This window comes from Terrabacter terrigena (assembly GCF_042676085.1).
In the GTDB taxonomy this organism is placed as follows: domain Bacteria; phylum Actinomycetota; class Actinomycetes; order Actinomycetales; family Dermatophilaceae; genus Terrabacter; species Terrabacter terrigena.
In genome coordinates, this window is record NZ_JBHTKH010000018.1 from 59,148 (window position 1) to 78,167 (window position 19,020).

The window sequence follows — 19,020 nt, forward strand, 5'->3', positions numbered from 1 at the left end:
TGCCGGGTTGTCAGTCGAACGGGAGCGGGGTCGTGGAGACCCAGTGGTCGACGACGTCGACGGCGTCCGCCACGCTCGGCGCGAGGTCGTGGTCGTCCACCTCCGCGACGAGGTGCCTGCACCGGGCCACCAGCTCGGCCAGCTCCCCGGACACGCGTCGCCCGCCGAGGTCGAGCGCGCGGACCGCCGCGACGAGCTCGAGGGCGATGAGCTGCCGGTAGGCGTCGGCGGCCTCGCCGAGCCGCGCGGTCGACACGGACGCGTGGCTGGCACCGTCCTCGACGCCCGCGGAGACCGACACCCACTGGATCGAGCGCGCCGCCGACGCGGCCTCGCGGATGAGGGCCATCGCCGACGCGGCGCCGTACTCGAGGATGAGCAGCCCCGAGGACCCCGGTTTGGGGCCGGCGAGGAAGCGGGGCAGGCCGCTCGCGGCGTCGGTCAGCAGGTGCGAGATGCGGGAGGCGATCGTGTGCGCCGAGCCGACCAGGGCGAGCAGGGAGGCGTCGACCGCGAGTGCGAGGTAGGCCTGGTGGAAGCCGCCGTGGTGCGCAACGGTGGGCGGATCGGCCTGCAGGACAGCGGGGTTCTCGCCGCCGGTGTTCACGAGCGCCTCGACGACGCGGCGCAGGATGCCCATCTGGTCGAGCAGCGGGCCGTGCACCTGGGGGAAGGTGCGCAGCCCGAAGAAGTCCTGGATGTGCGCGGGCTCGACCATGTCGGCCTGCACCAGCCGCGTGACCGTGGCCGCTGCCGTGACCGCGCCCGGAAACGGCGTGACCGCCGCGACGGCCGGCCCGAAGGCCTCGGGGTTGCCGCGGAGCGCGACGAAGGACAGCGCGCAGACGGCCATGGCCACCTCGGCGAGGCGGGCGAGCTCGGCGCACCCGTGGGCCGCCTCGGCGAGCGTGAAGGCGCTGCTCGACATGAGGGGCAGCGCGTCGGCGTCGTCGAGGGGTGCGGGGGTGCCCAGGGTCCCGTCGCCGCGCGGCCGTTCGCCGAGGAGGGTCAGGCCGACCTCCGCGAGCGCGGTGAGGTCGCCTGTGCCGATGGCGCCGCGCCGATGCACGACGGGAAGCTGGCCGTCGTCGGCCCCGACGGCCTCGACGAGCGCGTGCAGGAGGGCTTCGCTCGCGCCGGACGCCCCGGCGAGGAGCTGGTTGACGCGGATCGCGAGGGCGCTGCGCACCATCGGCGCGGGGAACGGCTCACCCCAGCCCGCGCTGTGGCTGCGCAGCAGGGCGTGCCCCGGTCGTGGTGAGGCGTTGACCTGGTCGCGGTTGGCGCCGACGCCCGACGTCCTGCCGTAGACGGGGCGCACGGCGGCCACGGCACGCGCGGCCCGGGCCGCCCGGTCGACGCCGGCGACCGCCGCGGCGTCCACGACGAAGCCCGCGCCCCGGCCGAGGGCGTCGATGTCCGCGACCGTCAGCTGCTGTCCCGTCAGGGTGATCGTCATGTGCGGTCCTCGGATCACGGGTGAAATTCGTCGGCAACAGGGGTGTTGCTCTCCCACGGCAGTGTGCCAGACTGCCACTGTGCAGCAAAGGCTTGCCGCCCAATGAAATGCGGTAACGCTTTCCCTCGATCGCACGACGAGGTGTCCCCATGACACGACCAGCGCGCTCCACCGCCATCCGGGCAGCGGGCCATGCCTCGCCCAGCGTTGACCGGGCGTCGTCTGCGCCGGGCGCCGCGGCCACCCGTTCCGTCGAGCGCGCGCTCGCCCTCCTCGCGCACGTCTGCGAGTCCGCCCCGACCACCCTCTCGGAGTGCGCGAAGGCGGTGGGACTGTCCCCGACGACGGCCCTGCGCCTCCTGCGCACCCTCGAGGGGCTCGACTTCGTCAGCCGCGACGAGGGCGGAGACTTCCACCCCGGGTCGCTGGCCTTCCGGTTCGGGGCCGTCGCGCTGGGGCGCAACCAGATGGTGAAGGTGGCCGAGCCCGCCCTCGAGCGCCTCAGCGTCCGGTGCGGCGAGTCGGCCTACCTCGGCATCGCCGGACGCGCCGACGAGGCGGTCTACATCGCGATGGCGGAGGGGACGTTCTCCATCCGCCACGCCGGCTGGGTCGGGCGCACCGTCCCCGTCGACCGCACGGCCATCGGCGCCGCCCTGCAGGGGCGCACCCCGGAATGTGGGTATGTGGTGGTGCGCTCGAAGGTGGAGGAGGACGTCACCGCCATCGCGGCCCCCATCGCATGGATGGGCGGCATCGCGGGGGCCCTCAATGTCGTCGGACCCTCGTATCGTCTTGACCCGGAACGAAGTCGTGACGTCGGCGAAGCCGTTGCCGCGGAGGCTCGAACGATCGCGCGAACCCTGTTCCCGACCCATCACACGAGTGAGGTGACGAGCCGATGATCCGGTTCGAGTCCGTGACCAAGGAGTACCCCGACGGCACCGTCGCCGTCGACGCGCTCAGCCTGACCGCGCCCACCGGCAAGATCACGGTGCTCGTCGGTCCGTCCGGATGTGGCAAGACCACCTCGCTGCGCATGATCAACCGGATGATCGAGCCGACCGGCGGCCGCATCCTCATCGACGACCGCGACACCTCGAGCATCGACTCCGCCGAGCTGCGCCGTGGGATCGGCTACGTCATCCAGCACGCCGGGCTCTTCCCGCACCGCACCATCCTCGCCAACATCGCCACCGTCCCGCTCCTGCTCGGCTGGGACCGGGCCAAGGCCACGAGTCGCGCCCTCGAGCTGATGGACCGCGTCGGCCTGCCGCAGTCGTTCGCGAAGCGGTACCCGTCACAGCTCTCCGGCGGCCAGCAGCAGCGTGTCGGCGTCGCCCGTGCCCTCGCGGCCGACCCGCCGGTCATGCTCATGGACGAGCCGTTCAGCGCGGTCGACCCCATCGTCCGCGAGCAGCTGCAGGACGAGTTCCTGCGGCTGCAGGGCGAGATCGGCAAGACGATCGTCTTCGTCACCCACGACATCGACGAGGCGATCAAGCTCGGCGACCAGGTGGCGGTGCTCCGCGTCGGTGGCAGGCTCGCCCAGCTGGCCGCTCCGGAGGAGCTGCTGTCCCAGCCGGTCGACGACTTCGTCGCCGACTTCGTCGGGCGCGACCGCGGGTACCGCACGCTCGGCTTCCGCACCGCGTCGTTCCCGACCAGCGCGGAGCCCACGGTCCGTCTCGGCGCCACCGTCGAGGAGCTGCGCGCGGTCAGCGACGACCGGTGGGTCCTCGTCCTCGACGACAACGACCACCCGGTCGGGTGGGTCGAGCCGGACCGCGTCGACGGTTCGGTGTCGCGCGACGCCCTCCACCGCGGCGGCACCGTGGCCTCCACCGACGGCCCCCTGCGGCAGGCCCTCGACGCTGCGCTGTCGGCGCCGTCAGGGCGTGGCGTCATCGTCGGGCCCGACGGCGTCTTCGTCGGCACCGTACGGGCCCGCGACCTCATCGCCCCCATCGAGGCGAGCGCCGCTCGTGAGCGGGCCGCCGCCGACGCAGCGCGCAACGAGCCCGACGGGTCCGGCGAGCCCGGCGAGCCCGGCGAGCTGGTCGTGACGGAGCCGAAGGCCCGCTGATGGACTGGTTCACCTCACACCTCGACGACGTGTGGCGGCTGCTCGTCATCCACGCCTACCTGGCGGGCCTCCCGCTCGTGCTCGGCCTGCTCGTCGCGCTTCCGTTCGGGTGGCTGGCCCGACGCTTCTCCTGGGCCTACCCCCCGCTCATCATCGGCACCGGGCTGCTCTACACCCTGCCGTCGCTGGCGGTGTTCATCCTGCTCCCCGGCATCCTGCACACGAGGATCCTCGATCCCGTCAACGTGCTCGTCGCCATGACCGTGTACACCGTGGCCCTTCTCGTGCGCACCGTCGCCGACGGACTCGGCGCGATCCCCGAGGACGTCCGCCTCGCCGCCAACGCCATGGGCTACCGGCCCGTGCGCCGGCTCCTGGGGGTCGAGCTGCCGCTCGCGGTGCCGGTCATCTCGGCGGGCCTGCGCGTCGCCGCGGTCAGCAACGTCAGCATCGTCAGCGTGGCGGCCATCATCGGCGTCGAGCAGCTCGGCTCGCTCTTCACCGACGGCTTCAACCGGGCCTTCTTCGCGCCGATCGTCACCGGCATCCTCGCCTGCGGCGTGCTGGCCCTCCTCTTCGACGTCATCATCGTCGTCGTCACCCGGCTCCTGACGCCCTGGACCCGAGCGAGGGCCGCCTGATGATCAACGACATCATCGGCTGGCTCACCGACCCGGCCAACCGCGACGACATCCTCCAGCGGCTCCTCGAGCACCTCCAGTACGTGTTCCTCGCGACCCTCGTCGCCGCCGTGGTGGCGATCCCAGCCGGGCTGTGGGTCGGTCACACCGGGCGCGGCAAGTTCGCGGTCGTCAACATCTCCGGCTTCGCCCGCGCCATCCCGACCCTCGGCCTGCTGTTCTTCATCGTGCTGTGGCTCGGCCCCAGCCTGACCGGTGACCTCGCCTTCCTGCTGCCCAGCCTCGTAGTGCTGGTCGTCCTGGCCATCCCGCCGATCCTCGCGGGGACCTACGCCGGCATCGACGAGGTCGACCCCGCGGCCCGTGACGCGGCGCGCGGGATGGGAATGCGCGGCTGGCAGGTGCTGTTCAGGGTTGAGGTGCCGTGTGCCCTCCCACTGATCTTCTCGGGTCTGCGCTCGGCACTGCTCCAGGTCGTCGCCACGGCCACCATCGCGGCGACGGTCGGTCTGGGCGGTCTCGGCCGCTTCCTCATCGACGGTCTGGCGGTCCGCGACTACCCTCAGATGGCCTCCGGAGCCGTCCTCGTCGCAGCCCTCGCACTCCTCATCGACCTCGTCGTCGCGGTCGTCCAGCGCCTGACCGTGTCCCGCGGCGTGACCGGACGCTTCCGCACCCGCCTCGGCCGGGCCGCGGCAGGCAGCACCACGAGCACCAGCACGACCACGACGGTCGGCACCGTCAGCTGATCCACGGCCCAGCGCCCACAGGAAAGAGAAGAGCATGACGCACAGCAAGACCATTCTCACGGCGGTCTCCGCCCTGGCTCTGGCCGGCCTCGCGGCTTGCGGGTCGAGCAGCGGAGGCAGCCCCCTCGACCAGCCGACCGGCGCGGGTTCGAAGGCCCCGAGCGGCACCATCGTCGTCGGCTCGGCGAACTTCCCGGAGTCCGAGCTGCTCATGGACATCTACGCCGGAGCACTCAAGGCGAAGGGGGTCACGGTCGAGACGAAGCCGAACATCGGCAGCCGCGAGACCTACATCCCCGCCCTCAAGGACGGCTCGATCGACCTGCTCCCGGAGTACACCGGCAACCTCTCGCAGTACTTCAACAAGTCCGCCAAGGCCACCGACTCGCAGGGTGTCTACGACGAGCTCAAGGCCTCTCTGCCGCCGAGCCTCCAGGTGCTCGACAAGTCGGCGGCCGAGGACAAGGACGCCGTCGTGGTCACCAAGGACACCGCGACGAAGTACAACCTCAAGACCATCTCCGACCTCGGGCCGGTGGCCAAGGACCTCGTGCTCGGAGGTCCGCCCGAGTGGAAGACGCGCGAGACCGGCGTGCCCGGCCTCAAGAAGGTGTACGGGCTGACCTTCAAGGAGTTCAAGCCGCTCGACGCCGGCGGCCCGCTCACGGTCCAGGCCCTGAAGAACGGCCAGGTCCAGGCCGGCAACCTCTTCACGACCGATGCGAACATCCCGGCCAACGGGTTCGTCGCGCTCGAGGACCCCAAGTCGCTCTTCGCGGCGCAGAACGTCGTGCCGCTCATCACGAAGGCCAAGGTCAACGACACCGTCTCCTCGGCTCTCAACGCGGTGTCGGCCAAGCTCGACACCGCGACGCTGGCCGGCCTCGTCAAGCAGGTCGTCATCGACAAGAAGGACGCCCAGGACGTGGCCTCGGAGTTCCTCAAGCAGGCCGGCCTGGGCTGACCCGCCACCCCGGCCTGACGTCGAAGGAGCAGCCCGTCCCGGTCCGGGGCGGGCTGCCTCGGCTTGCGGGAATGACGGCGGGGCGAGAATCGTTCTCAACAGCGACGGATGAGTGTCCGTCCCCGAGAGCAGAGGAGCAGCCCCCTTGGCCAAGCGCACCGACCTTCGCCCCGTCGTCACCCTGCGGTCGACGGCCGGCACGGGCTTCAGCTACGTCACGACGAAGAACCGCCGCACCCAGCCCGACCGGCTGGTGCTGCGCAAGTTCGACCCGATCGCCCGCGAGCACGTCGACTTTCGCGAGACACGCTGACCCGGGCGTCGCGCTCGACCGAGCCGGCAGTCCGGCACCGGGCAGGTCGGTCCACGTCGCCTGACAGCCACGATCGAAAGAGCGGTTCGTCACCTGCTGGTGACGAACCGCTCTTTCGACGTCTCGCTGAGGAGGGGCTAACGCACCAGTGGGTGACTCGGGGCTTCCGCGGGCACCTCTGACGGAGCCGGCGCCGGCCCGGTCCAGGTGACCGTGACGGGTGTCGGGGTGAGCGGTGCAAACGTGGCCACGACGTCGATGGCCTCGCGGAGCAGCCGGACCAGCCGGTCCTCCGGTTCGTCGATGCACGCGCGGGCGATGCCGTCGACGGCCAGGGCGACGATCTTCGCGGCGTTCGCCGGTCGCACGGCCGCGGAGTTGAACCCGAGCCGGGCCAAGTGGATCCTCGCCCAGCGCTCGGCTGCCGGGGCCGTGGCGAGGGCGGCCCGAGAGGCCTTCGAGAGCTCTCCGGGTGTGCGTCCGTCCTGCTCGGCGAGAACGCCCTCGGCGTTGAGGATCGCCAGGGCCATGACGTTCTGACGCTCCTCGGCCGAGACGGGAAGCGCCGAACGGGCGGCCGTGAGCACGAGCGCGGCGGGCACACGCGGGTCATCAGGGTTGAGGCCCACGACCTCGGGGATCATCGTCACGAGGCGTTGCCGGTGCGTCTCGTCGAGCATGTCGTTGACGCAGCGCGCCAACGTGGAGAGCACGGGGTGGGTGCACACGGGATGGTCGCTCCATCGCTCGCCGGCGAGGAACGAGGCCATCTCCATGAAGCAGGCGCCCTTGCGCGCATTGCGGTGCCGGCCTCGGGACAGCACCGGCACACCGTCTGGGACGAAGGGGGCTCGTCGTGACATCGTCGCTCCTCGGACTTTCCCTCGGGACCCTGCGGGCGGGTCCTTTCATGGTGCGCCTAAAGGACGCGCTTGACCACCCTTTCGTCCTACCCACGGCTCGCCGTGCCGATCTGGTGCGGCTGTGGCTTTCGACTCGAACCTGTCGAACCGGTGCGAACCACGTGCACAATCGGCGCATGCCCGTGGACGAGCAGGGCCCTGCACGACCCGACCCGGCGAACGCCGGCGTGCGTGCGCACGTCGCCGACTCGTGGTTGAGGTCCGCCGCGGCGGGTGTGCAGGTCGACACCGTGGACGCGCCCATCACGCTGCCCGGCGACGCCCTCCGCGACCACCGGTCGGCACACCCGCTCGCCAGCGTCTTCCCGCTCCTCGACGACGTGCTCGGCCAGGCAGCGCGCGACTGCGACGCCGTCATGGCCGTGTCGGATGCTGCGGGCCAGCTGCTCTGGGTGTGCGGTACGCCGAGCGTCCTGCGCCGCGCCGAGTCGATCGGCTTCGTCGAGGGCAGCAACTGGGACGAGCGGCTCGCCGGCACGAACGCCCCGGGCATGGCCCTGCGCCTCGACCGCTCGGTCAACGTCATCGGTGCCGAGCACTTCCGTCGCTCGGTGCAGCACTGGAGCTGCGCGGCGACGACGATCCACGACCCCTCCGACCAGAGCATCCTGGGGGTCCTCGACATCACAGGCGGCGACCAGATCGTCGTGCCGCAGACGATGGCGATGGTGCGTGCCGCGGCGCGGATGGCCGAGTCCGAGCTGGCCCGCGAGCTGCTCGTCAGCGGGCGGGCGGCGCCTCCCGACAGCTCGACCGGCGCCCTGTCGGTGCTGATGGAGTCGCTGGGTCGCAACGACGCGTTGCTCACCGTCGACGACGGGCGGGGCCGGCGGCAGACCGCGCGCCTCAGCCCACGCCACAGCGAGATCCTGCTCCTGCTCGCCTCGGCGCCCCGCGGCCTGTCCGGTGACGAGCTCGCCGTGCTGCTCTACGAGGAGGACACCAGCGCCTCGACCCTGCGTGTCGAGCTGGGACGCCTGCGCAGCCTCCTCGGCGAGGAGCTGCTCGCCTCCCGCCCCTACCGCCTCGTCGCCGAGCTCTCCGGCGACTGGCTCGGCGTGGAGGCCCATCTCGCCGCCGGCGACGTCGCCAGTGCGATGCGTGCCTACCGGGGCCCGCTGCTGCCGCGATCGGTCGCGCCGGGGGTCGTGCGGCTGCGTGAGAGCATCGAGGGCGACCTGCGTCGCGCCGTGCTCGACAGCGGGCGGGCCGACCTCATGTCGGCCTGGACCCGTTCGGCCTCCGGCGCCGACGACTACGAGATGTGGCAGGCGCAGGCCCGGGTGCTCGGGCCCGGCTCGCCGCTCATGCCGCTCGTGCAGAACCAGATCCACCGCCTCGACCGTGAGCTCGGGCCGGACTGACCCCGACAGCCGTCGGCCACCCACGTGGCCCTTCTCGCGTATGCCGCCTGATGGGCCACCCGGCACACGCGACGCAACGTGGTTGCAACGTTGCCCTGCCTAACGTCCTGCCAACCCCGTGGGAGGGGACCACCACCAAGGACGTTGGGAGAACCACCATGACCGTCTACGCACCCCCCGGAGCGCCCGACTCGCTCGTCACCGTGCTCGACCGCTACGGCCACTTCATCGGCGGCAACTGGGTCGACCCGAAGAAGGGCCTCTGGTTCGAGAACGTCTCGCCCGTCAACGGCAAGCCGTTCTGCGAGGTCGCGCGCGGCACCGAGGAGGACATCGAGGCCGCCCTCGATGCGGCCCACGCTGCCGCTCCCGCCTGGGGTCGCACGAGCCTCGGCGAGCGCTCCCTCGTCCTCAACCGGATCGCCGACCGCATCGAGGGGAACCTCGAGGCACTCGCCGTCGCCGAGACGTGGGAGAACGGCAAGGCAGTCCGCGAGACCCTCGCCGCCGACCTGCCGCTCGCCGTCGACCACTTCCGCTACTTCGCGGGCGTCCTTCGGGGACAGGAGGGTTCGAGCTCCGAGATCGACGAGGACACTGTCGCCTACCACTTCCACGAGCCGCTCGGCGTCGTCGGCCAGATCATCCCGTGGAACTTCCCCATCCTCATGGCCGTGTGGAAGCTCGCCCCGGCGCTGGCCGCCGGCAACGCCGTGGTGCTCAAGCCCGCCGAGCAGACGCCGTGGTCGATCCTCAAGGTCGTCGAGCTCATCGGCGACCTGCTGCCGCCTGGCGTCCTCAACGTCGTCAACGGCTTCGGCGTGGAAGCCGGCAAGCCGCTCGCGAGCAGCCCCCGCATCGCCAAGATCGCCTTCACCGGCGAGACGACGACGGGCCGGCTCATCATGCAGTACGCGAGCCAGAACATCATCCCGGTCACGCTCGAGCTCGGCGGCAAGAGCCCGAACGTCTTCTTCGACGACGTGGCTCAGGACCGGGATGCCTTCTACGACAAGGCCCTCGAGGGTTTCACCATGTTCGCGCTCAACCAGGGCGAGGTCTGCACGTGCCCTTCACGCGCACTCGTGCAGCGGTCCATCTACTCCGACTTCGTGCCCGACGCCGTGGCCCGCGTCGAGAAGATCAGGCAGGGCAACCCGCTCGACACCGAGACCACGATGGGCGCCCAGGCGAGCAACGACCAGCTCGAGAAGATCCTCTCCTACCTCGACATCGGCCGTCAGGAGGGCGCGAAGGTACTCACCGGTGGTGAGCGCAACGTGCTCGACGGCGACCTCGCCGAGGGCTACTACGTCGCACCCACCGTCTTCGAGGGTGACAACTCGATGCGCATCTTCCAGGAGGAGATCTTCGGGCCCGTCGTCTCCCTCACGGGCTTCGACGACGAGGCCGACGCGCTCGCGATCAGCAACGACACGCTCTACGGCCTCGGCGCCGGCGTGTGGACGCGCAACGGCTCACGGGCGTACCGGATGGGCCGTGGCATCAAGGCCGGTCGTGTGTGGACCAACTGCTACCACCAGTACCCGGCGCACGCTTCCTTCGGCGGCTACAAGCAGTCGGGCATCGGTCGCGAGAACCACAAGATGATGCTCGACCACTACCAGCAGACGAAGAACCTCCTCGTCTCCTACTCGCCCGACGCGCTCGGCTTCTTCTGACCGGGACGTGCCCGTGTCACACGAGCCCCCGCAGGCGGTCGGACCCGGTGAGCCCATGGCTTCCCCCAGCCGGGTCGACCTCACCGGTGAGGCGGCGGACCTGCTCCGCCGTCTCACCGGGACCCACGGTCCGCTGATGTTCCACCAGTCGGGTGGCTGCTGCGACGGCAGCTCTCCCATGTGCTTCCCGGCTGGTGACTTCCTCACGAGCGAGGCCGACGTGCACCTCGGCGATCTCGTCGTCGACGGGCTCGCCGAGCCGGTTCCCTTCTGGATGTCGGTCTCGCAGTACGAGTACTGGAAGCACACCCACCTGACCCTCGACGTCGTGAAGGGGCGCGGCAGCGGGTTCTCCGTCGAGGCCCCGGAAGGCGTGCGGTTCCTCATCCGCTCGCGGCTCTTCTCCGACGCGGAGAGTGCCGCGCTGGGCCTCGAAGGTCCGAAGGTAGCCCGAACCGGCTGAGGCACGAGCGAACTCGTGAGGACCGGAGGTCTGCATCCCTTGCCCCGGGTGCGGACCTCCACTCGCGTCAGGCCGAGGGCGTATGCCGTCCGGCTCAGGCGGGCGGTGCTGCGGCTTCGCGCCGCTGTCCCGCGCGCTCGAGCGCGTCGGCGACGAACCCGCTGGCCTTGAGCTCCTCGACGAGGCCGCGGAGGAAGGCGACGGACTCGGCCGAACGCGTACGCGTCGTGCCGACGGCCTGCCTGATCTGCATGAACGGCTCGTCGACGGCGCGGAAGCCCTCGTTCGACTCGGCGAAGGCGGTGACGGCCTCGCGGATGCCCGCGCCGGCCTCGAGGGGCTCGGAGACGAGCGAGCCGACCCCCTCGCCGCTGCGAACGAGGGTCGCGTGCTGCAGGGCGCGGGTGAGGTGCAGGTCGTAGGCCGAGCCGGCCTTGACCGCGACGCGCACCCCGTCGGCGTCGACGTCGGCCACCGTGTGCAGGGCGGAGTCGACGGGCACGACGTAGGCGCCCTCGATGAGGACGTACGGCTCGGTGAAGGCGACCTCGGCCTCACGGACCGGGTCGATGGCCAGGAAGCAGATGTCGGCCGCGCCGGTCGCCATCGCCTCGAACGACTTGCGCGCCCCGTCGAAGGTGACGAGCTCGACCGGGACGCCGAGGCGCTCGCCGATGACGTGCGCGATGTCGACGGTCACGCCGCGCGGCTCCTCGAGCGTGCCCTGGGCGAGCACCGCGTTGCCGAGGTTGATCGAGGCCCGGAGGACGCCTGTGGGCGCGAGGTCGTCGACGACGTGGTGCGGGGGCGGCGGGGCGCTGGTGGTCACCGTCGCAGGGTAGGCGAGGGGCACGGGGGGTCTGGCGCGATGTCCACGTCCGCGCCAGAGTGTCCTCCATGTCACGCAGAACCCACACGTGGGGCGTCGCCGTCGTCGCGTCGCTCGCCATTGCCGGCGTCACCCTGCCGGCCCAGGGTGCTCCAGTGCCCTTCGACCACACGGCCACCGCCACCGTGTTCCTGCCCAACCCCGTCCAGACCCTCGGCGACGAGTCGCTCACCGACCGGAAGGACGCCGACTACGCAGCGCTCGCCCCGGCATACCGCCGGGTGACGCTCACCGACCTCGACGGGTCGGGCACGCTCACCGGTGCCTACGCCCGCGTCAAGAGCTCCACGGGCCAACCCGCAGTCAGCGTCGGGGGCGCCTTCCCGGCGTTCCACCGCGACGCCGACCAGTTCGAGCAGGTCATGGGCTACCACTGGGTGACGACCGCCCAGGCCTACCTCCAGCACCTCGGCTTCGGGTCGACCTTGCGGCCGGTCAACCAGCGGCAGATCGAGGTGCGCGTCGGCCAGTTCGGCGGCGACAACTCCTTCTTCAACGAGGACAAGGCCAACATCACGCTCGGCAAGGGCGGCGTCGACGACGGCGAGGACGCCGAGGTCATCGTCCACGAGTACGGCCACTCCGTGCAGGACGGGCAGGTGCCGGGCTTCGGCACCAACCTCGAGTCCGGCGCCATCGGCGAGGCGTTCGGCGACTACCTCGCCGTCGTCGTGACGAGCTGGGCAGCCGGGGTGCCGACGAAGACGCCCGAGGCGTGCGTGGCCGACTGGGACTCCGTCTCCTACACCAGCACCGTCCCCCACTGCCTGCGCCGTCTCGACGGCGCGAAGCACTACCCGCAGGACGTGCGCGGCGAGGTGCACGCCGACGGCGAGATCTGGTCGCGCGCACTCTGGGACATCCGCACCGCGCTCGGCGACACGAGGGCCAGCACGCTCATCGTCGAGGCGCAGTTCGCCTTCGCGCCCGACACCTCGTTCCGCGACGCGGCGACCGCCACCGTCGCCGCCGCCCGGCGGCTCTACGGCGCGGCGGCCGCCAACGCCGTCACGCGCGCGTTCCAGGCCCGCGGCATCCTCTGACGTCACCGACCACCCGAACGAAGAGGCCCCTCCCCGAGCCGGGAGGGGCCTCTTCCTTCGCTACCGCTGCCGTATGCCGTCGCGTCGGTCAGGCGGTCGGCGCGGGCTCCGGGTCGGGCTGGGGCTCGGAAGCCTCGACGGTCTCGCCGCCCTCGTTGCCGCGGCGGACCGCGGCGAGGAGCATCTGGGCGACGTCGACGACCTCCACCTCGCCCTCGGCCTTCTTGCCGTCCTGGACCGCGGCGTTGAGGCCGTCCGTGAGCATCACCTTGCAGAAGGGGCAGCCGACGGCGATCCGGTCGGCGCCGGTCGCGAGGGCCTCCTCGGTGCGGTTGGTGTTGATCCGCGTGCCGAGCTTCTCCTCCATCCACATGCGGGCACCGCCGGCGCCGCAGCAGAAGGACCGCTCCTTCGACCGCTCCATCTCGGCGTACTCGACGCCGGGCAGGATCTGGAGCAGCTCGCGCGGCGGGGCGTACACCTGGTTGTGGCGGCCGAGGTAGCAGGGGTCGTGGTAGGTGACCTTCGCGCCGGTGGAGGCGGCGCCGGTAAGGGTGCCGGCCGACGCGGCCTCGCCGGGGCGGGCGACCGGGGTGAGCCGCTTCTCGCGTACGAGGCGGTTGAGCAGCTGCGTGTGGTGCAGCACCTCGTACTGCCCACCGAGCTGGGGGTACTCGTTCTTGATGGTGTTGAAGCAGTGCGCGCAGGTGACGACGACCTTGGTCGCGCCGACCTCGTTGAGGGTCTCGACGTTCTGCTGGGCGAGCATCTGGAAGAGGAACTCGTTGCCCGCGCGCCGGGCCGGGTCGCCGGTGCAGGCCTCGCCGTCGCCGAGCACGGCGAAGCTGACGCCGGCGGTGTCGAGCAGCTCGGCCACCGCGCGGGTCGTCTTCTTGGCGCGGTCCTCGTAGGCGCCGGCGCAGCCGACCCAGAAGAGGTAGTCGACCTCGTCCAGGCTCTCGACGTCGACGCCGACCTGCTTGACCTCGAAGGGGAGGTCCTTGGCCCAGTCCATCCGCAGGCGCGGCGCGAGGCCCCACGGGTTGGAGTTCTTCTCGAGGTTCTTGAAGAGGCCGTTGAGCTCGGCCGGGAAGGCCGACTCGATGAGGTTCTTGTAGCGGCGCATGTCGACGATCGCGTCGACGTGCTCGATGTCGACGGGGCACTGCTCGACGCAGGCGCCGCACGTCGTGCACGACCACAGCACGTCCTCGTCGATGACGGCGTCGGGCCCGTGCGGGTTGTAGGCCGTCAGCGGGTGGCGGATGTCGTAGCCGGTCTCGCCGACGAGCTGCTCCGTGGCGACCGCACCCTTCGTGGCGTCGGAGAAGTCACCGTTCCCGTCGGAACCCGCCTCGATGCCGGCGGCGCGGACCTCCTCGGAGGCGAGCAGCCACGGCGACTTCGCGTACGCGTGGTCGCGCAGCGTCATGACGAGCAGCTTCGGGCTGAGGGGCTTGTCGGTGTTCCACGCCGGGCACTGGCTCTGGCAGCGGCCGCACTCGGTGCACGTGGTGAAGTCGAGCAGGCCCTTCCAGGTGAAGTCCTCGACCTTGCCGACGCCGAGCGGGGCGTCCTCGTCGAGCTCGTCGACGTTCTCGAAGTCGAGCACCTCGCCCTTGATGCGGATCGGCTGCAGCTCGCCAAGGCTGGTGCGACCATCGGCGTGCCGCTTGAAGAAGATGTTGAAGAAGGCGAGGAAGCGGTGCCAGGCGACGCCCATCGTCGGGGTCAGCGCGATGGTGATCATCCAAGCGAACGAGATGAGGATCTTGACCGCGGCCACGACCACGATGGTGTTCTCCAGGGCATCGACGCTCATGCCGGAGAACAGCCCGCCGAGCCAGCCCGTCATCGGGTAGTGCAGCGCGCTGGCCTCGCTCACCGCCGTTGAGCCCGCGGTGGTGCCGGTCGAACCGCCCTGCCGGGACAAGGCGTACTCGAGGCCGCGCAGCGTCAGGATGCACAGCGTCACGCCCAGGATCGTGAGCTCCACGTAGTAGGCCTGCCACCAGGTGGAGCCGAAGAACCGGCTGCGGCGGCCGTCCTCGCCCGCGGCCGAGCGCGGGTGGTTCTTCTGGCGGATCGCCATCAGCACGAGGATCCCGACCAGGCCGGTCCACGCGAAGAACTCCGTGACCCACTCGTACGGCGGGAAGTGCCCGATCAGCGGGAGCGCGAAGTCGGGCTCGAACAGCTGGCCGAACGCGTTCAGCAGCGTGAAGAACAGGACGCCGAAGCTGACCATCGTGAACCAGTGGGCCACCGCGACCACAGGCAGGCGCGACATGCGGGTGTGGCCGAGGAACTCGCGCAGCAGCGTGCGGGTGCGCGCGCCCTTGTCGTCACCGCGGTCCTCGGGCTGACCGAGCCGGAACGTCGCAAGGAAGTGATTCACCGTCTTGACGAGCAGGGCCACTGCCACGGCGCTCACGCCGAGACAGACGACGACGGCGACGATCTGGAGGGCGTTCATGCCGGCGAGTCTACTGACGAGTTAGCAAGCGCTTAGTGAATGTGACGGCCGTCGCGGCGTGACCCTCGTCCCCTTCCTGACGCCCAGGGGAGCGCTGGGGGCGCCCGGATCATGGTCGCTCACTTGGCAACCGATAACCCTGTGTTGGAATATGCATAACGAGGACTCGGTTGTCGCCGACAACCGGGCCGACCGAGTGTCCGCCCCAGCCACGCCGCACCCAGCCGAAAGGGCCCTGCACATGCCGATCTACGACGACGTCACCAAGCTCATCGGGAACACGCCGCTCGTGCGCCTCAACAAGGTCACCGACGGAGCCGAGGCGACGGTCGCCGCGAAGCTGGAGTTCTACAACCCGGCGAGCTCGGTCAAGGACCGCATCGGCGTCTCGATCATCGACGCGGCCGAGGCCAGCGGCCAGCTCGAGGCCGGCGGCACCATCGTCGAGGCGACCTCCGGCAACACCGGCATCGCCCTCGCCATGGTCGGAGCAGCCCGCGGCTACAAGGTCGTGCTGACGATGCCCGAGTCGATGAGCAAGGAGCGGCGCGCCCTGCTCCGCGCGTTCGGGGCCGAGCTCGTGCTCACCGACCCCTCGACCGGCATGAAGGGAGCCGTCGCCAGGGCCGACGAGATCGCCGCCGAGCGCGGCGGCGTGCTGGCTCGCCAGTTCGCCAACGAGGCCAACCCGGAGATCCACCGCAAGACGACGGCCGAGGAGATCTGGAAGGACACCGACGGCGAGGTCGACATCGTCGTCGCCGGCATCGGCACGGGCGGCACGATCACCGGTGTCGGCCAGGTGCTGAAGTCGCGCAAGCCGGACGTCAAGATCATCGCCGTCGAGCCGGAGGAGTCGGCGATCCTCAACGGCGGCCAGCCCGGACCTCACAAGATCCAGGGCATCGGCGCCAACTTCGTCCCCGAGATCCTCGACACCTCCATCTACGACGAGGTCATCGACGTCAACGCCGACACCGCCGTGAAGTGGGCGCGGCGCGCCGCCACCGAGGAGGGCCTGCTCGTCGGCATCAGCTCGGGCGCCGCCATCGCCGCCGCCGTCCAGGTCGCCCAGCGCCCTGAGAACAAGGGCAAGACGATCGTCGTGATCATCCCGTCCTTCGGCGAGCGCTACCTGTCCACCGTCCTCTTCGAGGGCCTCGTCGACTGACGTCGGCCGCGCGACGTCGACCGACGTCGCAGCACCGCTGCCAGTGAGGAGACGTGCATGAGCACCGCACCCCAGATCGACCGCAAGGCCAGGCCGGCCGAGCCGCCGCTGACGCTCGTGCGCGGTGAGGGCGGCACCCGCGCCCGCGCCGCGGCACGCGGGGTCCCGTCCAAGGCCGACCAGCCGACGTATGCCGGCCCGCTCGGTCTCGTGCGCAAGCTCGCCGACCGCTTCGTCGAGGACGTCGACGGGGCGATCGCCCGCGACCCTGCCGCGAACTCGCGCCTCGAGGTCGCCCTGACGTCGCCCGGGCTCCACGCGATCTGGGCGCACCGCGGCATCCACGAGCTGTGGAAGCTTCCCGGTGGTCGCCTCCCGGCCCGCGTGCTGGCGACGGTCACGCGTTCGGTCACCGGCGTGGAGATCCACCCTGCGGCGCGGCTCGGTCGTCGGTTCTTCATCGACCACGGCATGGGGGTCGTCATCGGCGAGACCGCCGAGGTCGGCGACGACGTCATGCTCTACCACGGCGTCACCCTGGGCGGCCGGTCCATGGAGCACGTCAAGCGCCACCCGACCGTCGGCAACCGTGTGACCATCGGTGCCGGCGCCCGCGTGCTCGGGCCGGTGCTCGTCGGTGACGACGCGCAGATCGGCGCCAACTCCGTCGTGGTCAAGGACGTGCCCATGGGTTCGGTGGCGACGGGCGTGCCGGCGGTCATCCGGTTCGCGAAGCGTGACTCCGCGAACCAGTGGCTCGACCCGGCGATGTACATCTGAGCGCGGTTCGCCCGCGAAACCCTGAAGACGCTCCCTGAAGAGGGCCCCGACCGCAACCCGGCCGGGGCCTTCGGCCGTCTGCGACCGTCGAGATCGATTCGATGGCCTGGCCCGGCCGCGGCTAGACTTCCGCGGACACTGGAGGGCTCGCATAGTGGCCTAGTGCGGCGGTCTTGAAAACCGCTATGGGTTCATAGCCCATCGTGGGTTCGAATCCCACGCCCTCCGCCATTCCACCCGGCGCAGCCGGTCTCCCATGGTGGGGGCCGGCGATTCGGGGAGGAGTGAGGAACGAGCGACGGAGTCCCACGCCCTCCGCCATTCCACCCGGCGCAGCCGGTCTCCCATGGTGGGGCCGGCGATTCGGGGAGGAGTGAGGAACGAGCGACGGATTCCCACGCCCTCCGCCATTCCACCCGGCGCAGCCGGTTCCACCCCCGACTAGATCGACTGCCGGCGTCTGGCCTGCAGGACTCGCGCCACCAGAGCGACGGCCAGGACGGCCGCTGCCACGAGGACGGCAAGGTCTGCACCGGGACGGGTCGGCCCGGCTGAGGCACGCCCGACGTCGCTGACCATCAGCGCCGGGGCGACGAGTGCCGCGGGCACGGCCGTCCACGACCGTCGACGGGCCAGGTGCCCGAGAAGCCCCAGAACCGGGCCGGTGACGAGCGCAGCCCCGCACCACATGCCGGTCGCGTTCCAGTCGAGCCACGGCGTGATCCCCACTGCCGCCTTGGCCACGTAGTAGGAGAGGACGGCGACGAGCAGTCCCGCGGTCGCGGAGAGTGCCGCCGACAGGGCCCGTCCGGCCACCCAGCCCAGGGCCAGGCCCAGCAGCCCCCACGCCCAGGGTGCCCCGAGCCAGCCGCTGACGTAGCGGAGCCAGACGAGTCCCGGGTCGGGACGCACCGATAGTGGCCCGTATCCCGAGGCGAGCGCGCCCAGCAGGACCGACCCAGCACCCAGCGCAACGGATGCGGCCAGAGACCGGACGAAGGTCCGGCGGCTCACGGGTAGATCGCCCAGTACACCTTGCACAGAGCACCGATCTGGATGGACTCGGAGATGTGCGCGTCGGCGTAGTAGAACTGCCACGCGTACACCTTCTTGCTGGTGGTCATGACCGCGGTGGCCGAGTGGTAGTACGAGCTGTTGTAGTACTTCGACCAGCAGTGCTTCTGGCCGTTCTCGTCGTACGAGCCGTAGGTCCACACCCCGCCACCGACGTCCTGGCGGCCCGACGAGGCGGCCGCCTCGTCGGTCGTCGACGACGATGCGAGGCCCGGGCCGGAGGACGAGTCGAGCTCGACCCAGCCCCCGACGGTGCGGCCCTCGCCGTCGACGACGGTGCCGGCCCCCGACGACTGCGGCGCCGCGGAGCTCGAGTCGGCCGCGCTGGCCGGGCCGGCGGCAGCCGGCGCCAGTGCGGCGGCGAGCAGGAGGCCCGCCGTGAGGGTGCGTGAGGTGCCGAGACGAGTGCGCATGGTGCTCCCCTGTCGTTCGTCTGCCCGGTTGAAGGCGGCCGTCCCCGGGCGATCGTGCCCGTTGTGCCGATCAAAGCGTTCACGGCCCCGGCCCGCCACCGGAGACGGCAGGTTCGGTGCCCCGGGACGAGAAAAGGCCCCCGGGTGACCCGGAGACCTTCGTTCTCACGTGCTCGCGACGGCCTGGGCCGGTGCGAGCGATGCGCACGTGGTGTTCAGAGGAGTCCGAGGCGCTCCTCGAACGTCGTGCTGGAGTTGTACTGACCGACCGGCAGGTTCTTGGACGGACGGTTCATGGCCGCGAAGAACGACACGATGTACGACATCTCTGTATTCAGTTTCCTTGGATGACAAAGCCCCACCCGACGCGTCGTCGGGGGGCTCGGTGGTCGACCGTCATTGCGGGACGATCAGGACCGGCAGACCATCCGCGACCCGGCCGGGAGCGTGGTCGTGAGAGTCCCTGGGAGTGGTGGGGTTTCGAGGTAGCGGAGTGGCTCCGGACGTGAGGGAGCCATCGGCGTGATTCT

General features: G+C 70.8%; 18 protein-coding genes and 1 tRNA gene. 13 read left to right on the forward strand and 6 right to left on the reverse strand.

Going from position 1 to position 19,020, the window contains the following annotated elements; all coding sequences use genetic code 11:
• Nucleotides 1-10: 10 nt before the first annotated feature.
• The gene (locus ACFQ2V_RS19000) at nucleotides 11-1,459 is read right to left on the reverse strand and encodes an aromatic amino acid ammonia-lyase (RefSeq protein WP_386054510.1); all 1,449 of its coding nucleotides are present in this window, start codon (nucleotides 1,457-1,459) and stop codon (nucleotides 11-13) included.
• A 149-nt stretch (nucleotides 1,460-1,608) separates the two neighbouring features.
• On the opposite strand from ACFQ2V_RS19000, the gene ACFQ2V_RS19005 reads away from it, so the two are divergent.
• From ACFQ2V_RS19005 to rpmG, 6 genes are all read left to right on the forward strand, one after another.
• Nucleotides 1,609-2,364 carry an IclR family transcriptional regulator gene (locus tag ACFQ2V_RS19005; RefSeq protein ID WP_386054511.1) on the forward strand — a complete coding sequence of 252 codons (756 nt, stop codon included), beginning with the start codon at nucleotides 1,609-1,611 and terminating at the stop codon, nucleotides 2,362-2,364.
• Complete coding sequence (locus ACFQ2V_RS19010; RefSeq protein ID WP_386054512.1) at nucleotides 2,361-3,545, forward strand: ABC transporter ATP-binding protein; 1,185 nt, start codon at nucleotides 2,361-2,363, stop codon at nucleotides 3,543-3,545. Before ACFQ2V_RS19005 ends, ACFQ2V_RS19010 begins: the two co-directional genes overlap by 4 nt.
• Nucleotides 3,545-4,186 carry an ABC transporter permease gene (locus ACFQ2V_RS19015; RefSeq protein WP_386054513.1) on the forward strand — a complete coding sequence of 214 codons (642 nt, stop codon included), beginning with the start codon at nucleotides 3,545-3,547 and terminating at the stop codon, nucleotides 4,184-4,186. Before ACFQ2V_RS19010 ends, ACFQ2V_RS19015 begins: the two co-directional genes overlap by 1 nt.
• Nucleotides 4,186-4,935, forward strand: coding sequence for an ABC transporter permease (locus ACFQ2V_RS19020; RefSeq protein ID WP_386054514.1), 750 nt, complete (start codon nucleotides 4,186-4,188; stop codon nucleotides 4,933-4,935). The genes ACFQ2V_RS19015 and ACFQ2V_RS19020 overlap by 1 nt, the downstream gene beginning before the upstream one ends.
• A 34-nt stretch (nucleotides 4,936-4,969) precedes the next feature.
• Nucleotides 4,970-5,899: an ABC transporter substrate-binding protein gene (locus tag ACFQ2V_RS19025; protein WP_386054515.1), complete on the forward strand. Its 930-nt coding sequence runs from the start codon at nucleotides 4,970-4,972 to the stop codon at nucleotides 5,897-5,899.
• 145 nt (nucleotides 5,900-6,044) lie between these two features.
• Nucleotides 6,045-6,212 (forward strand): 50S ribosomal protein L33, encoded by a 168-nt coding sequence (gene rpmG / locus ACFQ2V_RS19030; RefSeq protein WP_386054516.1) that lies wholly within the window; start codon nucleotides 6,045-6,047, stop codon nucleotides 6,210-6,212.
• Between the two features lie 137 nt (nucleotides 6,213-6,349).
• Here rpmG and ACFQ2V_RS19035 read toward each other — a convergent pair whose 3' ends face one another.
• On the reverse strand, nucleotides 6,350-7,075 hold the full coding sequence (locus tag ACFQ2V_RS19035; protein ID WP_386054517.1) for a hypothetical protein: 726 nt from the start codon (nucleotides 7,073-7,075) through the stop codon (nucleotides 6,350-6,352).
• Between the two features lie 176 nt (nucleotides 7,076-7,251).
• Between ACFQ2V_RS19035 and ACFQ2V_RS19040 the strand changes: the two genes are divergently transcribed.
• From ACFQ2V_RS19040 to ACFQ2V_RS19050, 3 genes are all read left to right on the forward strand, one after another.
• The gene (locus tag ACFQ2V_RS19040) at nucleotides 7,252-8,499 is read left to right on the forward strand and encodes a GAF domain-containing protein (protein ID WP_386054518.1); all 1,248 of its coding nucleotides are present in this window, start codon (nucleotides 7,252-7,254) and stop codon (nucleotides 8,497-8,499) included.
• A 158-nt stretch (nucleotides 8,500-8,657) separates the two neighbouring features.
• Entirely contained in the window at nucleotides 8,658-10,181 is a 1,524-nt protein-coding gene (gene exaC, locus ACFQ2V_RS19045; RefSeq protein WP_386054519.1) for an acetaldehyde dehydrogenase ExaC, read from the forward strand.
• Between the two features lie 55 nt (nucleotides 10,182-10,236).
• Nucleotides 10,237-10,644 carry a DUF779 domain-containing protein gene (locus ACFQ2V_RS19050; protein WP_386054520.1) on the forward strand — a complete coding sequence of 136 codons (408 nt, stop codon included), beginning with the start codon at nucleotides 10,237-10,239 and terminating at the stop codon, nucleotides 10,642-10,644.
• 94 nt (nucleotides 10,645-10,738) lie between these two features.
• On the opposite strand, the gene ACFQ2V_RS19055 is transcribed toward ACFQ2V_RS19050, so the two are convergent.
• A complete protein-coding gene (locus ACFQ2V_RS19055) occupies nucleotides 10,739-11,473 on the reverse strand; it encodes a transporter substrate-binding domain-containing protein (protein WP_386054521.1) in 735 nt (244 codons plus the stop codon).
• Between the two features lie 68 nt (nucleotides 11,474-11,541).
• Here ACFQ2V_RS19055 and ACFQ2V_RS19060 point away from each other — a divergent pair, with 68 nt between their 5' ends.
• Nucleotides 11,542-12,576 carry a M4 family metallopeptidase gene (locus ACFQ2V_RS19060; RefSeq protein WP_386054522.1) on the forward strand — a complete coding sequence of 345 codons (1,035 nt, stop codon included), beginning with the start codon at nucleotides 11,542-11,544 and terminating at the stop codon, nucleotides 12,574-12,576.
• A gap of 88 nt (nucleotides 12,577-12,664) precedes the next feature.
• Here the strand turns inward: ACFQ2V_RS19060 and ACFQ2V_RS19065 are convergent, their stop codons facing one another.
• Complete coding sequence (locus ACFQ2V_RS19065; protein WP_386054523.1) at nucleotides 12,665-15,052, reverse strand: (Fe-S)-binding protein; 2,388 nt, start codon at nucleotides 15,050-15,052, stop codon at nucleotides 12,665-12,667.
• 241 nt (nucleotides 15,053-15,293) lie between these two features.
• Between ACFQ2V_RS19065 and cysK the strand changes: the two genes are divergently transcribed.
• The 3 genes from cysK (at nucleotide 15,294) to ACFQ2V_RS19080 (ending at nucleotide 17,234) form a co-directional block, all read left to right on the forward strand.
• Nucleotides 15,294-16,223 carry a cysteine synthase A gene (gene cysK / locus ACFQ2V_RS19070; protein ID WP_386054524.1) on the forward strand — a complete coding sequence of 310 codons (930 nt, stop codon included), beginning with the start codon at nucleotides 15,294-15,296 and terminating at the stop codon, nucleotides 16,221-16,223.
• Nucleotides 16,224-16,280: 57 nt separating this feature from the next.
• Complete coding sequence (cysE, locus tag ACFQ2V_RS19075) at nucleotides 16,281-17,003, forward strand: serine O-acetyltransferase (RefSeq protein ID WP_386054525.1); 723 nt, start codon at nucleotides 16,281-16,283, stop codon at nucleotides 17,001-17,003.
• 140 nt (nucleotides 17,004-17,143) lie between these two features.
• Nucleotides 17,144-17,234: transfer RNA gene (locus ACFQ2V_RS19080), tRNA-Ser, on the forward strand.
• Nucleotides 17,235-17,444: 210 nt separating this feature from the next.
• Here the strand turns inward: ACFQ2V_RS19080 and ACFQ2V_RS19085 are convergent.
• Together ACFQ2V_RS19085 and ACFQ2V_RS19090 are read right to left on the reverse strand one after the other, a co-directional pair.
• Nucleotides 17,445-18,017 (reverse strand): hypothetical protein, encoded by a 573-nt coding sequence (locus ACFQ2V_RS19085; protein WP_386054526.1) that lies wholly within the window; start codon nucleotides 18,015-18,017, stop codon nucleotides 17,445-17,447.
• The gene (locus tag ACFQ2V_RS19090) at nucleotides 18,014-18,490 is read right to left on the reverse strand and encodes a lactococcin 972 family bacteriocin (RefSeq protein WP_386054527.1); all 477 of its coding nucleotides are present in this window, start codon (nucleotides 18,488-18,490) and stop codon (nucleotides 18,014-18,016) included. The genes ACFQ2V_RS19085 and ACFQ2V_RS19090 overlap by 4 nt, the downstream gene beginning before the upstream one ends.
• Nucleotides 18,491-19,020: the final 530 nt, after the last annotated feature.

Excerpts from the sequence above, each read along its gene's own strand:
- ACFQ2V_RS19000 (WP_386054510.1), bottom strand. The coding sequence starts at position 1,459 with ATGACGATCACCCTGACGGGACAGCAGCTGACGGTCGCGGACATCGAC.
- ACFQ2V_RS19005 (WP_386054511.1), top strand. The coding sequence starts at position 1,609 with ATGACACGACCAGCGCGCTCCACCGCCATCCGGGCAGCGGGCCATGCC.
- ACFQ2V_RS19010 (WP_386054512.1), top strand. The coding sequence starts at position 2,361 with ATGATCCGGTTCGAGTCCGTGACCAAGGAGTACCCCGACGGCACCGTC.
- ACFQ2V_RS19015 (WP_386054513.1), top strand. The coding sequence starts at position 3,545 with ATGGACTGGTTCACCTCACACCTCGACGACGTGTGGCGGCTGCTCGTC.
- ACFQ2V_RS19020 (WP_386054514.1), top strand. The coding sequence starts at position 4,186 with ATGATCAACGACATCATCGGCTGGCTCACCGACCCGGCCAACCGCGAC.
- ACFQ2V_RS19025 (WP_386054515.1), top strand. The coding sequence starts at position 4,970 with ATGACGCACAGCAAGACCATTCTCACGGCGGTCTCCGCCCTGGCTCTG.
- ACFQ2V_RS19035 (WP_386054517.1), bottom strand. The coding sequence starts at position 7,075 with ATGTCACGACGAGCCCCCTTCGTCCCAGACGGTGTGCCGGTGCTGTCC.
- ACFQ2V_RS19040 (WP_386054518.1), top strand. The coding sequence starts at position 7,252 with ATGCCCGTGGACGAGCAGGGCCCTGCACGACCCGACCCGGCGAACGCC.
- exaC (WP_386054519.1), top strand. The coding sequence starts at position 8,658 with ATGACCGTCTACGCACCCCCCGGAGCGCCCGACTCGCTCGTCACCGTG.
- ACFQ2V_RS19050 (WP_386054520.1), top strand. The coding sequence starts at position 10,237 with ATGGCTTCCCCCAGCCGGGTCGACCTCACCGGTGAGGCGGCGGACCTG.
- ACFQ2V_RS19060 (WP_386054522.1), top strand. The coding sequence starts at position 11,542 with ATGTCACGCAGAACCCACACGTGGGGCGTCGCCGTCGTCGCGTCGCTC.
- ACFQ2V_RS19065 (WP_386054523.1), bottom strand. The coding sequence starts at position 15,052 with ATGAACGCCCTCCAGATCGTCGCCGTCGTCGTCTGTCTCGGCGTGAGC.
- cysK (WP_386054524.1), top strand. The coding sequence starts at position 15,294 with ATGCCGATCTACGACGACGTCACCAAGCTCATCGGGAACACGCCGCTC.
- cysE (WP_386054525.1), top strand. The coding sequence starts at position 16,281 with ATGAGCACCGCACCCCAGATCGACCGCAAGGCCAGGCCGGCCGAGCCG.
- ACFQ2V_RS19090 (WP_386054527.1), bottom strand. The coding sequence starts at position 18,490 with ATGCGCACTCGTCTCGGCACCTCACGCACCCTCACGGCGGGCCTCCTG.